We start from the raw sequence: 13,617 nt of genomic DNA on the forward strand, positions 1-13,617 counted from the left end.
GGGCATGATCGCTGCGCATCGCAGCCAGTTTCGTGAAACGGTTGCGCGTATCCACTAACGGTTTCTGTTCCGATGTGGCTTCGCCGTCAACCGATAACCGACAACCGGAACATGCGATGAAAATCTTCTTTCTTCTGGTCTGGGGCCTGCTCAGCTTGTCGCTCACTGGAGTCATGGTGCGTGAACTCTGGATTGCCCCATCCTGGAGTGGCGCGTTCGTCTTGTTGCTAATCGCCTATTACAGCTTCTGTTTCTTCCAGCTGATCCGCGCGGCCTACCGGCCCTGGGGGCTGTTGGGGCCAAGGCGGCGCAGCGGCTACTGGGTGTGCCTGGTGTTGCTGCCACTTGCGCTGCTGCCGCTGAGGTCCGCCTACGACATCTGGCTAGCGGGCGCCTATCGGCTTGATGCGGACGCTGCGGGGCCAAGCCTGAACCTGCTGATCGTTCGCCAACTGCTCGCCTGGCTGCAGGAGCTGGTCGGCTATCTGGGCCCGACGCTGGTGTTGATCGCCGCTGGAGTGGGCATGGCACTGCTGCTGTTGCGCTTGTCGCGCGGCCAAGTCGTCCGCTAGCGGCACCCGATGCGTTGATGGTTGCTGGCTTTGGTATTCGCTAGGTTGCGCTTCACTCGTTTTCGCAAGGATGGCAAAGGTGGTGATGAAAGGTTTTTGTAGCCGGGGCGCTCTGCTGAGCCTGGCGGTCAGTCTTGGGGCACATGCCGCGGATGTGCGCCTGGTGACGGGCGATGACTACGCCCCGCTCACTGATCGCGCACTGCCTCGGGGCGGCATGCTCTCGGCGGTCGCACAGGCTGCGCTCGAGCGCAGCGGATTAGCGTCGTCGCTTGCCTGGCAGCCCTGGAATCGGGGCTATCTGATGACCCTTCGCGGCGAATACGACGCGACTTTTCCGTACATCCGTGCGGAGCAGCGCGAGCATGATTTCCTTTACTCGGCGCCGCTCTATGTTTCCGAGCAACACCTGTTCAGTCGCGCCACGGATGCATTCGAAGTCAGTGACCTCGCGGGCTTCAGCGGCAGGCGGCTGTGCCACCCGCTGGGCTGGCAGCTGCCTGCTGGAGTCCAGGCACTGGTTGATCGGGGTGTACTGGTTCGACATTCGCCGCCGAGCCTGAGCGAGTGTGCGTTGTTGCTACTGCTTGGCCGAGATGATGTGTTTCTGGCTGATCGTCTGCTGGGCGTCCACGCCGTGCAATCAACCGAAGTGGATCGGCGACGTTTTCATGTTTCCGATTCGGTGTTGAGCCGTCAGACGATTCACCTCATCGTCCCGCGCAGCCGACCGGACGCCGGACAGCTGATCGAGCGGTTCGATCGGGGACTCAGAACCCTTCAGGACAGTGGCGATTATCAGCGCTTGATCGAGTCGTTCGCTGCCGACAGCGTTCCAATGGAACGCCGCCCCACGACAGGGCGATAACGGCCGCGATGGCTGGTGTCGGTCACGGTTTTCAGCGTTCGAGCAGTGTCAGCACCAGTGGCAAGCTGGCCGCAGCGAGCAGTGTTTGTAGGGTGATGATGCCGGCCATCAGGTGGCTGTCACCACCGAGCTGCCGGGTTAGCACGTACGCGGTAGGCGCTGTGGGCAGGGCAAAGAACAGGACGATGATGGTGGTTTCCATGGCAGGCAGTTGGAGCAGGCGAGCGACGGCGTAGGCCAGTAGCGGCACTGCCAGAAGGCGCACAGCACTGTTCCAGCCCAACGCGGGAATTTCGCCTCCGAGTTCCTTCGGCTTCAGGGCGGCGCCGACACAGAGCAAGCCCAAGGGCAAACTGGCTGCGGCCAGCAGACCCAGCAGCCGGTCAGTGCCGCCAGGCAGGCCGAGCCCGGACAGGTTGACCAGGGCGCCCGTGACGCAGGCGACGATCAAGGGGTTTTTCGCGATCGGCAGCAGCAGGGCGCGCGCGCTGACGCCGCGCTCAGCGGTCAGCGCCCAGACTGACATCACATTAACGGTTGGCACCATCAGCGCCAGCATTAGCGCGGCCATGGCCAGGCCCTCCTTGCCGAACAGACTGCCGACAGCCGCAAGGCCCAGATAGGTGTTGAAACGTAGGGCACCCTGGGCAAAGGCGCCGAAGCGCGCCGCCGACCAGCCGCGCAGGCGCTTCATGATCAGCAGTACGATCCACGCCAATCCCAGGGCCAGCAACACGGCAGCAGCCAAGCGGGGCAGCGCCGGGTTGTCCAAAGGTGCGGTGGCCAGACTGCTGAACAGCAGGGCCGGGAACAGCACGAAGTAGTTGATGCGCTCGGCGCCAGGCCAGAAGGCCTCGTTGGGGAAGTCGCGCAGGCGCAGAAAGTAGCCGGCAATGATCAGGGCAAACAGAGGCCATAGGGCGAGCAGAAGGCTGGTCACGCGATACATCCAACAGTGCAGGTGACTCGATAGTGGAGGCTCGTGAAGGCGTCGGCAAGAGACGAGCGATGCGGATTGCTCTGCCCCAGAGCGGTTGCAGCACGTTCATCGGGAAAGCCGTCGGGATAATGTCTAAGTGATATCATTGCCCGCGCCATGACCTGAGCAACGTCGATGCAACCCCTAGAACAGCAGTCTGCCGAAGATTTCCGCGATACCCCGCATGGCAGACAACTGCTGACAGGCTTTCGGGGCCTGCTGTTTGCGCCTGACTTGGAGCGCGAATTTCGCCGTTATTTGGGGCGTCAGGCGCGCTTTGCGCAAGTGCTGGGTGCCTGCCTTTTGCTGGTGGTGGTGGCCGGTTATCACTATGCCGAACGGCAACTGTATGCCGGGTCTGACCCGAGGTGGCTGCGCGAGTTGACCCTGCTGCGTTTGGTGGAAATGGCGCCGGGTTTAGCGATCCTGGTCATGTCGGTCTTTCATCGGCGGGTCCGGCTGGTTGCCAACCGACTGTTTCCGTTGCTGCTGGTGCTGGTTGGGATCGTTGCGGCGCGCATCGATATCCATTACGAGGTCTCCCAGACAGAGCTGGCGTTCCGCTACGGTGCTGGGCTGTTGATCGTCTGTTCATTCTTCTTTCTCGGCATCACCTTCTGGCGTGCGCTGATCAGTGCGGCGTCGATCATCCTGATCGATATCCTGATGGCGGCGCTCATCCTCTCCTCCAGCGAAATGCAGGTGCATTGGATCTCGGTCAGCTATTACGTGTTGCTGTTGACGATCGGAGCGATCAGCCGCTACATCCATGAATACTCGCAGCGTGAGCAATTCCTGGTACGCCAGCTGCTCGGTTGGGTCGCGCAGCACGACTCGCTGACTGGACTGGCCAATCGCCGTAGCTTTGATGCAGCACTGCGGCAGACGCTGTTACAAGCCCGTCGGGACCGCCAGCCGCTCGCGCTGCTACTCCTGGATCTAGATAACTTCAAGGCCTACAACGACAGCCTGGGGCACCCGGCTGGCGATGCGCTGATCCGCGATTTCGGCGACTTGCTGGGCCGTTTCTCCCGGCGGCCGATGGATCTGGCGGCCCGGGTAGGGGGGGAAGAGTTTGCGTTGTTGCTGCTCAATTGCGACGAGAGCTCAGCGCAGGCCATCGCGGCGCAGCTTCTGTCTGCACTCGCTGAGCGTGCCATCCCTCATCCGGCATCGGCCCAGAGCGCATGCGCCACAACGAGTATTGGCATTGCGATGTGGAAGCCAGGGCAGACCGCCGAACAACTCTATCAGGCCGCCGATGCGGCGTTGTACCAGGCCAAGCAGGCTGGAAAGAACCGCTACGTGGTGCGCTGAACGGCTTTTAGCGGCGTGGCGTGACCGGGCGGGTGCGGCCGCTGCCATCAATGGCCACAAAGACGAATACCGCCTCGGTGACCTTGCGCCATTCGCTGGACAGCGGGTCATCACTCCACACTTCCACCAGCATGCGGATCGAGCTGCGGCCGACATCCAGCGTCTGGGTGTAGAACGAAAGCTGCGCGCCGACTGCCACCGGCACCATGAAGGCCATGCGGTCGATGGACACCGTTGCCACTCGGCCGGCGGCAACGCGGCTGGCCATGGCGGTGCCGGCCAGATCCATCTGTGATACCAGCCAGCCCCCGAAAATATCGCCGAAACCGTTGGTCTCACGCGGCAGGGCGGTCAGCTGCAAGGCCAGGTCGCCCTGCGGGATTGGATCTTCCTGTTCGTATTCGTTCATCGGTCGGACTCGCGGCGCGTTTGTTTTTCTTGCGCGAAAAGCTCGCAGCAGTGCGGGCGGGGGCGAGTATAGCGGCTGTAGATAGTGACAGCGACCGGGCAGGCCTAAAGTTCAGTATCGTCACCAGATTGTCATATTCAGTTCATAGAGTGTTCACACGGCCTGCAGACAATGGCCCCCGTTCCAAACACTGACACACCCCTGCTAGGAGCATGGAATGAAACTGAATCGTTTGATGGCGGCCTTGACCTTTGTTGCCGCTGGTGTAGGCGCTGCCAACGCAGTGGCCGCGGTTGATCCAGCACTGCCGACCTATGAGAAGACCTCCGGCGTATCCGGCAACCTGTCCAGCGTCGGTTCCGACTCCCTGGCCAACCTGATGACGCTGTGGGCCGAAGACTTCAAGCGTGCCTACCCGAACGTCAACATCCAGATTCAGGCCGCCGGCTCCTCCACTGCACCGCCCGCGCTGACCGAAGGCACGGCCAACCTCGGCCCGATGAGCCGTCCGATGAAGGACAACGAAATCCAGGCCTTCGAAGAGAAATACGGCTACAAGCCGACTGCCGTGCCGGTCGCTATCGACGCCCTGGCCGTGTTCGTCCACAAGGACAACCCGATCAAGAGCCTGGACATCGAGCAGGTCGACGCGATCTTCTCCAGCACCCGCCTGTGCGGTGGCGAAAAGGACATCACTACCTGGGGTGACGTCGGCCTGACTGGCGAGTGGGCGAGCAAGCCGATCCAGCTGTTCGGTCGTAACTCGGTTTCCGGCACCTATGGCTACTTCAAGGAAGAAGCGCTGTGCAAGGGTGACTTCAAGCCTAACGTCAACGAGCAGCCGGGCTCCGCTTCGGTGGTGCAGTCGATCTCCAGCACCCTGAACGCGATCGGTTACTCAGGCATCGGCTACAAGACTTCCAGCGTCCGCGCTGTGCCCCTGTCCAAGGGTGGCGAAGCCTTTGAAGCCAACGAAGAGAACGCTCTGGCTGGCAAGTTCCCGCTGGCACGCTTCTTCTACGTCTACGTCAACAAGGCTCCGAACAAGCCGCTGAGCCCGATCGACGCCGAGTTCCTCAAGCTTGTGCTGTCGAAGCAGGGCCAGGAAGTCGTGGTCAAGGACGGCTACATCCCGCTGCCGAAGAAAGTCGTCGACAAGACTCTCAGCGACCTGGGTCTGCAGAACGACTAAACCCAGCAGCGTTCAGGCCTGCAGCGATCGCTGCAAGGCTTGAGTACGACGCCCGCCACGCTTCTTGCGCCGGTGGGCGTTGTCACGTCACCTCGCTGTAATTTTTCTGTCACACAGCTGCATTAAATTAGGCGCCCGACCGGCCATCAAGCCAGGAAACGACTCGCGCCAACGGCGCAGCAGTTTAAGCGGCCTGAGTGGCCAGGAACCTTCGCATGAACGATATCGAGACCATGAGCGCGAATTCCGATGTGCAACGGCTGGATTTCAACACCCCGGCCCTGCAGCGCAAGCGCCGTATCCGCGCGTTAAAAGACAAGCTGGCGCGCTGGTATGTCTCCATTGGCGGCCTCGCCGTGCTTGGCGCCATCACCCTGATTTTCTTCTATCTCGCGCAGGTCGTAGCGCCCATGTTCCAGGGCGCCGAACTGGAGGCGCGTGAAGTGCAGCAGCCGGCCTGGCTGGCCGATGCCGGCGAGCCGCTGTTGCTGGCCGTGGAAGAGCAGAACAAGGTGGCGATGCGTCTGGGCAGCGACGGAGCCGTTCGTTTCTTCAGCGTACCCACTGGCGACCTGCTGCGTACCGTAGAGTTGCCGCTGCCGGCTGGCAGCCAGATCGTCTCGGTCGGCCAGGACACGCCTGGCAATCGCCGCATGGTGCTGGGGCTGAGCAACGGCCAAGTGTTGGTTGCAGAGCACAATTACAAAGTCAGCTACCCGGAAGGCAAGAAGACCATCACGCCGCAGCTGGACTACCCCTTCGGTGAGGAGCCGCTGAGCCTCGACCCGCAAGGGCGTCCGATCGAGAACGCCGCGATCAGCCTAAATGGTTCGACCCTGATGGTTGCCGGCGCCACGAACGGCGAGCTGCATGCGCTGAAAATCGCCGCCACCGAAAACCTGATGACGGGCGAAACCAGCCTGGAGGAGGAGCGCGTTGCGCTGCCTCAACTGTCCGATCCGATCAAGGCGTTGCTCGTCGACCCGCGGCACATGTGGTTGTTCGCGGTGAGCGGCCGGGCGAACGTGGATGTTTTCGATCTGCGTCGTAATCAGCTCAACGGCCGTTACAAGTTGCTGGGCGGCAAAGGCGAAATCACGACCGTCGCCTCGCTGCTTGGCGGCATCTCATTGATGGTTGGCGACTCGACCGGTGGCATTGGTCAGTGGTTCATGGTGCGCAGCGACGACGGTCAGTCCGAGCTGAAAAACGTGCGCAACTTTCAGTTGGACGGCCAGCCGATCACTCAGATTATTCCAGAACAGCGCCGCAAAGGCTTTCTGGCGCTGGACAGCGACGGCACGCTCGGCATTTTCCACAGCACCGCTCACCGTACCCTGCTGACCGAGCAGGTCGCCGAGGGCGCTGCCGTTGCCGCCATGTCGCCTCGCGCCACCCGCTTGCTGGTGGAGTCGGGTGATCAGCTCCAGCGCTTCGTCATCGACAATCCGCACCCGGAGATTTCCTGGAGCGCGCTCTGGGGCAAGGTCTGGTACGAAAGTTACCCTGAGCCGGACTACGTTTGGCAGTCCACGTCGGCTACCGGTGACTTCGAACCCAAGCTGAGTCTTTCACCCCTGGCGTTCGGTACGCTCAAGGCGGCGTTCTACGCGATGCTGCTGGCCGCTCCGCTGGCGATCTGCGCCGCGCTGTATACCGCTTATTTCATGGCGCCGGCGCTACGCCGCAAGGTCAAGCCGGTGATCGAGCTGATGGAGGCGCTGCCAACGGTCATCCTGGGTTTCTTTGCCGGCCTGTTCCTTGCGCCCTACCTGGAAAACCACCTGCCCGGCATCTTCAGCCTGCTGTTGCTGATGCCGGTGGGCATTCTCTTGGCCGGTTGGTTCTGGAGCCGGCTGCCGGAAAACATTCGCCTGAGCGTGCCGGATGGTTGGGAAGCGCTGCTGCTGATACCCGTGATCCTTGCGGTGGGCTGGGGCTCCCTGGCCATCAGCGGATACCTGGAAAACTGGTTCTTCGGTGGTGACATGCGCCTGTGGCTGTCCAACGACATGGGCATTCCGTTCGATCAGCGCAACGCGCTGGTGATTGGTATCGCGATGGGCTTCGCGGTGATCCCGACGATCTACTCGATCGCCGAAGATGCCGTGTTCAGTGTGCCGCGCAGCCTCACGCTAGGCTCACTGGCACTCGGCGCAACGCCCTGGCAGACGCTGACCCGCGTGGTGCTGCTGACCGCCAGCCCAGGCATCTTCTCCGCACTGATGATCGGTATGGGCCGCGCCGTGGGTGAAACCATGATCGTGCTGATGGCCACCGGCAACACGCCGATCATGGAAGCCAACATCTTCGAAGGCATGCGCACCCTGGCGGCCAACGTCGCAGTGGAGATGCCCGAATCGGAAGTGGGCAGCACTCACTATCGCGTGCTGTTTCTCGCCGCGATGGTGCTGCTGATGTTCACCTTCGTGATGAACACCCTGGCCGAGTTGATCCGCCAGCGCCTGCGCCGCAAGTACGCCAGCCTGTAATAAAGAACGCAGCCGGCGACGGCTGCGACAAGTTTTCGACAAAGGTATCGATCCGTGAAAAAGGATTCGCTGAAAACCTGGATCAAGAGCGGCAGCCCCTGGGTCTGGATGAACGCGGGCGCCGTGGCGATCGCCGTGATCATGACACTCGGCCTGCTGGCGGTAATCGCCGTACGCGGCCTCGAGCATTTCTGGCCGGACGACGTGATCGTGGCCGATTACCAAGTGCCGGGATCGCAGCCGCGGGTGATGGCTGGCGAGGTGGTGCAGGCTGAAGAGGTGCCGCGTGCACGTCTGGCGGCCAGTGGCCTGCCGGTGGACGTCGAAGGCGGCGAGTTCATGACCCGTGAGCTGCTCAAGGTCGGTAACCGCGAGGTCTACGGTGCGGACTTTTCCTGGGTTGTCGGCGAGTGGCTGAGCAATCCGCGCAAGCCGGCCGATCTGGTGGCGCTGGAGCGCCGCGAGTGGGGCAACTTCTATGGCGAGCTGTTGAACGTCAAAGAAAGCGGTCAGCCGGTGGCCGAGGGCGATGCCGCATGGCCAGAGCTGCAAAAGCGGATTGACCGCATCGACGACCTGCATGCCGGTATCGCCAAGCTGGAAAAGGTCGACATCGGTCGCATCAACCATGGCCTGGAACGCCTGCGTCTGAAGGCCCGCAAGCTGGAGCTGGACGATAAGCTCGATGCGGCCGCACAGGCCGAACTCGATGCCGAGCGGGCGCAGTGGGACGCCGAATACAAAGCGCTCGAGAGCGAGCTGGTCGCGCTCTACACAGGCTTCAATCGCGACAGCATCACCATGCGCACCATGGACGGTCAGGAAAAGGAGATCAGCCTCGGCAAGATCGTCCGTGCCTACCGCCCGAACGCCATGTCGACGCTCGACAAGCTAGGTTTCTACTCTGCCAAGGTGTGGGAGTTCGTCAGCGACGAACCACGCGAGGCGAACACCGAAGGCGGCATCTTCCCTGCGATTTTCGGCACCGTGCTGATGACCATCATCATGGCGGTGATCGTCACCCCGTTCGGCGTGATCGCTGCGGTCTACCTGCGTGAATATGCCAAGCAAGGTGTGTTGACCCGCATCATCCGCATCGCGGTCAACAACCTCGCCGGGGTTCCCTCGATCGTCTACGGCGTGTTCGGCCTGGGCTTCTTCGTCTACGTCCTGGGTGGTTCGCTTGATCGGATCTTCTACCCCGAAGCCGCACCAGCGCCGGTGTTCGGCACTCCAGGCCTGATGTGGGCATCATTGACCCTGGCGATCCTCACGCTGCCGGTGGTCATCGTGGCCACCGAGGAAGGCCTGGCGCGCATTCCGCGGATCCTCCGTGAAGGCTCGCTGGCGCTGGGTGCGACCAAGTCCGAGACGCTGTGGAAAGTGGTCCTGCCGATGGCCAGCCCGGCGATGATGACCGGCCTGATTCTTGCCGTGGCCCGTGCCGCCGGCGAGGTAGCACCCTTGATGCTGGTCGGGGTGGTCAAGCTGGCGCCGAGCCTGCCGCTCAACGGTAACTACCCCTACCTGCACCTGGATCAGAAGATCATGCACCTGGGCTTTCATATCTATGACGTCGGCTTCCAGAGCCCTAATGTCGAGGCGGCGCGGCCGCTGGTCTATGCAACGGCGCTGCTGCTGGTGCTGGTGATCGCGACGCTGAACCTCTCGGCCGTCGTGCTCCGTAACCATCTGCGCGAAAAATACAAAGCGCTCGACCACTAATAGCCGACAGACCCGCTGGTGGCCCGGCGCTGCAACGATCGCAGCCCGAGCTTCTAGCCTCCAGCGATACGGAGACAACCATGTCACAAGCAAAGACGCATTCCATCGACATCTCGGCGCTGGGTCGCGACAAGCGCGCGCTGAGCCTGGCTAACGAAGCCGTGGCCATCGAAGTGCCTGACCTCAGCCTTTACTACGGCGAGAAGCAGGCGCTGTATAACGTCAGCATGAACATCCCGCGCCAACGTGTGACGGCCTTTATCGGCCCGTCCGGTTGCGGCAAGTCGACTCTGCTGCGCTGCTTCAACCGCATGAATGATCTGGTCGACGGCTGTCGTATCGAAGGCGCCATCAACCTCGATGGCCACAACATCTACCGCAAGGGTGAGGACGTCGCCGACCTGCGTCGTCGCGTCGGCATGGTGTTCCAGAAGCCCAACCCGTTCCCTAAGAGCATCTACGAGAACGTCGTCTACGGCCTGCGCATCCAGGGCATCAAGCAGAAGCGCGTGCTGGATGAGACCGTCGAATGGGCGCTCAAAGGCGCCGCGCTGTGGGAAGAAGTGAAGGACCGCCTGCACGAATCGGCCCTCGGCCTTTCCGGTGGTCAGCAGCAGCGTCTGGTCATCGCCCGGACCATCGCCGTGCAACCTGAAGTGCTGCTGCTGGACGAGCCGAGCTCGGCGCTCGACCCGATTTCCTCGTTGAAAGTCGAAGAGCTGATCTACGAGCTCAAGGCCAAGTACACCATCGTTATCGTCACCCACAACATGCAGCAGGCCGCGCGGGTGTCCGACTACACCGCGTTCATGTACATGGGCAAGCTGATCGAGTACGGCGACACCGATACGCTTTTCACCAATCCCGAAAAGAAGCAGACCGAAGACTACATCACCGGCCGCTACGGTTGATGCCATGGGAAATCTCCTCTGGCTTTGTCGGGCGCGCTTGCCGTACTACTCGTACTGTCAGCGCGCGCCCTCCGCACCAGTGAAGATTTCCCAAGGGCCTCAACGTTAACTCGACAATTTTTCAGGTGCGCTGCGCACCAGAGCCGCCTAGCGGCAGCCTCCTCGGAGCGAAAAGATGATCAGTAAAGACAGCCACACCCAACACATCTCCCAGCAGTTCAACGCCGAGCTGGAAGAGGTGCGCAGTCATCTCCTGGCCATGGGTGGCCTGGTGGAAAAGCAGGTCAACGATGCGGTTACTGCGCTAATCGATGCCGATTCCGGGCTCGCGCAGCAGGTGCGCGATGTGGATGACCAGATCAACCACATGGAGCGCGACATCGACGAAGAGTGCATTCGCATTCTTGCCCGTCGTCAGCCGGCCGCCTCCGACCTGCGCCTGATCATCAGCATTTCCAAGTCGGTCATCGACCTGGAGCGCATCGGTGACGAAGCGACCAAGATCGCCCGTCGTGCCATCGAACTGTGCGAAGACGGCGAGTCGCCACGCGGCTATGTCGAGGTCCGCCACATCGGTGATCAGGTACGTCGGATGGTGCAGGAGTCGCTAGATGCCTTCGCCCGGTTCGACGCCGAGCTGGCGCTGTCGGTGGCGCAGTACGACAAGACGGTCGACCGCGAATACAAGACCGCGCTGCGCGAATTGGTCACCTACATGATGGAAGACCCGCGCTCGATTTCTCGCGTGCTCAGCGTGATCTGGGTGCTGCGCTCGCTGGAACGTATCGGCGACCACGCGCGCAACATTGCTGAAATGGTGATCTACCTGGTGCGCGGCACCGACGTACGTCACCTGGGCCTTACGCGCATGGCCGAGGAAGTGGCCAACACGCGCAGCTGATTCGATTGCTCGACGGCCCTGGCGGGTGGGCTGAAGCCCACCCTACATGGAGTTTGAGCCAGTGGCTGGTTGCGTATCGACTGCAGAAAGAAAGATGGGGCGCGGCGCTCGGCTTCATTCTATCTGTTAGTCCGAACGCCCCGCCGGTAGGGTGGGCTTCAGCCCACCGAGGGCATGCCCGCTGTCGTGTGCTCAGCGGGGCGCCAAGGTCTCGCTCAGGTAATCGATCAGCACCCGCAGCTTGGGTGGCAGGTGCAAATTCTGCCGCCACAGCAGCCAGGCTGCACCCTGATAGGAACCGGTGTAGCGCCATTGCGGCAGCACCTCGCGCAAGCGCCCCTCTGTCAATGCGTGCGCTGCGGTGAATTGCGGCAGCACCGTGATTCCGATATCGCCAAGCGCTGCCTCCAGCCGCGCTTCGCTGTGGTTGCTGATATAGCGACCGCGCACCATCACCACTTCCTGCTGTTCATCGTTGCTGAAATGCCAGCGGTTATCGCCCGCGTTCTCGCCGAGATACATACAGCTGTGGCGCAGCAGCTCCTGTGGGTGTTGCGGCGTGCCGTGCTGTTGCAGGTAGGCCGGGCTGGCGCATAGCAATTGACGGACTGGTCCGAGTGGCTTGCCGGCCAGGCCTTCGGGTGGTTGATCAGTGACCTTCACCAGCACGTCGAAGCCATCCTCGATCAGGTCCGGGCTCTGGTCGCTGATGTGCAGCTGCACGTCGACATCGGCGTAACGGCGCAGGAAATCCGGCATCAGCGGACTGATGACGAACTTTCCATAGGCTTTTGGCACGCTCAGTCGCACCAGCCCGTGGGGCCGGCTCATCAGGCGTTCGCCGATGGCCAGCGCCTGCTCGGCAGCGTCGAGCATCGCCCGACAATGGGCGTAGAACTCACTGCCGGCTTCGTTCAATCGCAGCTGCCGTGTGGTGCGCTCCAGCAGACGCAACGACAACTCCTGCTCCAGCCGCGCGATCTGGCGGCTCACTGCCGATGCGGTGGTGCCGAGCTGCCGGGCTGCCGCGGAAAAGCTGCCAGCCTCCACCACGCGCACGAAAACCGCCATTCCCGGTAACAGCGTTGTCTTGTCATTCGTTCTCATGGCGAACAAGTCCTTTGCTGAATCACTGGATTATCGACCTCAGCGTATCAATGGACAATCGCCTCGATCTGAGAAGAGGGGTGATGGGCATGCACGACTGGCGCGGTGTCACACAACGCAATCTCTGGCTGGCCGATGCCATGCTGCTGGTCGTCGCGATCATCTGGGGCAGCAGCTATGCGGTAGCCAAGCAGGCGCTATGGTTTTATCCGGTGCTGGGATTTCTGGCAATTCGCTTCGGACTGACGTTCATCCTGCTGCTGCCGCAGCTGCGCGGAGAGGGGCGGCGGGCGATTCGTCCGGGCCTGCCGCTGGGGCTGGTCATGCTCGGGATCTTCCTTTGCGAAACCTGGGGCGTGATGCTGACCAGTGCCAGTAACGCTGCCTTTCTCATCAGCCTGTGCGTGGTGTTCACGCCCTTCGTGGAATGGGCGATGTTACGCAAGCGCCCGAGCACTCTGTTGTTTGTGGCTTGTGCCCTGTCGTTGGTCGGCGTCTGGCTGCTGACCGGAGGCATGGCAATCTCGCTCAATTCGGGAGATGGACTGATGCTAGCCGCCGCAGTGTTGCGCGCCGTGCTGGTGTGCCTGACGCGACGGCTGACAGCTGATCAGCAGGTGCCGCCGCTCGCTCTGACGGCGGTGCAAAGCGGGGTCGTGATGTCTGGTTGCCTGCTGCTGGGCCTATCACTGCCGGGTGGCTTGCCGACGTTGCCGCAGAGTCCGGCATTCTGGGCCGCGACCTTGTACCTGGTGGTCTTCGCCACGTTGTTTGCGCTCTATGCACAGAACCTGGCGCTTGGCCGGACCAGCGCGACGCGAGTGTCCCTGCTGATGGGGTCCGAGCCGCTGTTCGGCGCGATTATCGCCGGGCTCTGGCTGGGGGAGCGGTTGACGCTGACGGAATGGTCCGGCGGGCTGCTGATCATGCTGGCGACGCTGGGCACGTTGCGTTTCGGTAGCGTGGCGGCGCCAGTCGTGGGCGAGGGCAAAGCGCAGACCGCCCATCCAGGCGCGTCCGTGAATTAGGGGAAGTGAAACACTTATGCGGTAGCGCTACGGTGGGCTGAAGCCCACCCTACGGCCGAGTGTGGTGTCTTCTCTTCATGTAGGGTGGGCTTCAGCCCACCAGAATCCCAGGGCTC

Annotated in this window: 12 protein-coding genes; 9 read left to right on the forward strand and 3 right to left on the reverse strand. The window is 62.1% G+C overall.

The annotated features are described in order from the left end of the window. Positions 1-116 precede the first annotated feature (116 nt). Together ACIGHL_RS14230 and ACIGHL_RS14235 are read left to right on the forward strand one after the other, a co-directional pair. Positions 117-572, forward strand: coding sequence for a hypothetical protein (locus tag ACIGHL_RS14230; RefSeq protein WP_128120443.1), 456 nt, complete (start codon positions 117-119; stop codon positions 570-572). 85 nt (positions 573-657) lie between these two features. After that, positions 658-1,440 (forward strand): substrate-binding periplasmic protein, encoded by a 783-nt coding sequence (locus ACIGHL_RS14235; RefSeq protein ID WP_216707050.1) that lies wholly within the window; start codon positions 658-660, stop codon positions 1,438-1,440. Between the two features lie 31 nt (positions 1,441-1,471). Here ACIGHL_RS14235 and ACIGHL_RS14240 read toward each other — a convergent pair whose 3' ends face one another. Further along, a complete protein-coding gene (locus tag ACIGHL_RS14240) occupies positions 1,472-2,389 on the reverse strand; it encodes an AEC family transporter (RefSeq protein WP_181689998.1) in 918 nt (305 codons plus the stop codon). Between the two features lie 165 nt (positions 2,390-2,554). Here ACIGHL_RS14240 and ACIGHL_RS14245 point away from each other — a divergent pair, with 165 nt between their 5' ends. Continuing rightward, positions 2,555-3,736: a GGDEF domain-containing protein gene (locus ACIGHL_RS14245; RefSeq protein WP_128120440.1), complete on the forward strand. Its 1,182-nt coding sequence runs from the start codon at positions 2,555-2,557 to the stop codon at positions 3,734-3,736. Between the two features lie 7 nt (positions 3,737-3,743). Here ACIGHL_RS14245 and ACIGHL_RS14250 read toward each other — a convergent pair whose 3' ends face one another. Then, on the reverse strand, positions 3,744-4,145 hold the full coding sequence (locus ACIGHL_RS14250) for an acyl-CoA thioesterase (protein ID WP_045423569.1): 402 nt from the start codon (positions 4,143-4,145) through the stop codon (positions 3,744-3,746). A 217-nt stretch (positions 4,146-4,362) separates the two neighbouring features. Between ACIGHL_RS14250 and ACIGHL_RS14255 the strand changes: the two genes are divergently transcribed. The 5 genes from ACIGHL_RS14255 (at position 4,363) to phoU (ending at position 11,366) form a co-directional block, all read left to right on the forward strand. Next, positions 4,363-5,337, forward strand: a complete 975-nt coding sequence (locus ACIGHL_RS14255; RefSeq protein WP_045423571.1) for a PstS family phosphate ABC transporter substrate-binding protein — start codon at positions 4,363-4,365, stop codon at positions 5,335-5,337. 215 nt (positions 5,338-5,552) lie between these two features. Beyond that, entirely contained in the window at positions 5,553-7,829 is a 2,277-nt protein-coding gene (locus tag ACIGHL_RS14260; RefSeq protein ID WP_128120439.1) for an ABC transporter permease subunit, read from the forward strand. A gap of 108 nt (positions 7,830-7,937) precedes the next feature. Beyond that, positions 7,938-9,554 carry a phosphate ABC transporter permease PstA gene (gene pstA / locus ACIGHL_RS14265; RefSeq protein WP_181690002.1) on the forward strand — a complete coding sequence of 539 codons (1,617 nt, stop codon included), beginning with the start codon at positions 7,938-7,940 and terminating at the stop codon, positions 9,552-9,554. Positions 9,555-9,634: 80 nt separating this feature from the next. After that, positions 9,635-10,465, forward strand: coding sequence for a phosphate ABC transporter ATP-binding protein PstB (gene pstB, locus ACIGHL_RS14270; RefSeq protein WP_045423577.1), 831 nt, complete (start codon positions 9,635-9,637; stop codon positions 10,463-10,465). Between the two features lie 175 nt (positions 10,466-10,640). After that, positions 10,641-11,366 carry a phosphate signaling complex protein PhoU gene (phoU, locus tag ACIGHL_RS14275; RefSeq protein ID WP_128120437.1) on the forward strand — a complete coding sequence of 242 codons (726 nt, stop codon included), beginning with the start codon at positions 10,641-10,643 and terminating at the stop codon, positions 11,364-11,366. A 192-nt stretch (positions 11,367-11,558) separates the two neighbouring features. Here the strand turns inward: phoU and ACIGHL_RS14280 are convergent, their stop codons facing one another. Continuing rightward, positions 11,559-12,473, reverse strand: a complete 915-nt coding sequence (locus tag ACIGHL_RS14280; RefSeq protein ID WP_128120436.1) for a LysR family transcriptional regulator — start codon at positions 12,471-12,473, stop codon at positions 11,559-11,561. 89 nt (positions 12,474-12,562) lie between these two features. Here ACIGHL_RS14280 and ACIGHL_RS14285 point away from each other — a divergent pair, with 89 nt between their 5' ends. Next, positions 12,563-13,501 (forward strand): DMT family transporter, encoded by a 939-nt coding sequence (locus tag ACIGHL_RS14285; RefSeq protein ID WP_128120502.1) that lies wholly within the window; start codon positions 12,563-12,565, stop codon positions 13,499-13,501. The last annotated feature ends 116 nt before the right edge of the window (positions 13,502-13,617 follow it).

The sequence above is a fragment of the Pseudomonas sp. NPDC077451 genome, from assembly GCF_044543345.1.
In the GTDB taxonomy this organism is placed as follows: domain Bacteria; phylum Pseudomonadota; class Gammaproteobacteria; order Pseudomonadales; family Pseudomonadaceae; genus Stutzerimonas.

Bases quoted from the DNA above. Each gene is read 5' to 3' on its own strand.
- ACIGHL_RS14285 (WP_128120502.1), top strand. From the start codon at position 12,563: ATGCACGACTGGCGCGGTGTCACACAACGCAATCTCTGGCTGGCCGAT.
- ACIGHL_RS14240 (WP_181689998.1), bottom strand. From the start codon at position 2,389: ATGTATCGCGTGACCAGCCTTCTGCTCGCCCTATGGCCTCTGTTTGCC.
- phoU (WP_128120437.1), top strand. From the start codon at position 10,641: ATGATCAGTAAAGACAGCCACACCCAACACATCTCCCAGCAGTTCAAC.
- ACIGHL_RS14235 (WP_216707050.1), top strand. From the start codon at position 658: ATGAAAGGTTTTTGTAGCCGGGGCGCTCTGCTGAGCCTGGCGGTCAGT.
- ACIGHL_RS14280 (WP_128120436.1), bottom strand. From the start codon at position 12,473: ATGAGAACGAATGACAAGACAACGCTGTTACCGGGAATGGCGGTTTTC.
- pstA (WP_181690002.1), top strand. From the start codon at position 7,938: ATGAACGCGGGCGCCGTGGCGATCGCCGTGATCATGACACTCGGCCTG.
- ACIGHL_RS14255 (WP_045423571.1), top strand. From the start codon at position 4,363: ATGAAACTGAATCGTTTGATGGCGGCCTTGACCTTTGTTGCCGCTGGT.
- ACIGHL_RS14230 (WP_128120443.1), top strand. From the start codon at position 117: ATGAAAATCTTCTTTCTTCTGGTCTGGGGCCTGCTCAGCTTGTCGCTC.
- ACIGHL_RS14250 (WP_045423569.1), bottom strand. From the start codon at position 4,145: ATGAACGAATACGAACAGGAAGATCCAATCCCGCAGGGCGACCTGGCC.
- pstB (WP_045423577.1), top strand. From the start codon at position 9,635: ATGTCACAAGCAAAGACGCATTCCATCGACATCTCGGCGCTGGGTCGC.
- ACIGHL_RS14245 (WP_128120440.1), top strand. From the start codon at position 2,555: ATGCAACCCCTAGAACAGCAGTCTGCCGAAGATTTCCGCGATACCCCG.
- ACIGHL_RS14260 (WP_128120439.1), top strand. From the start codon at position 5,553: ATGAACGATATCGAGACCATGAGCGCGAATTCCGATGTGCAACGGCTG.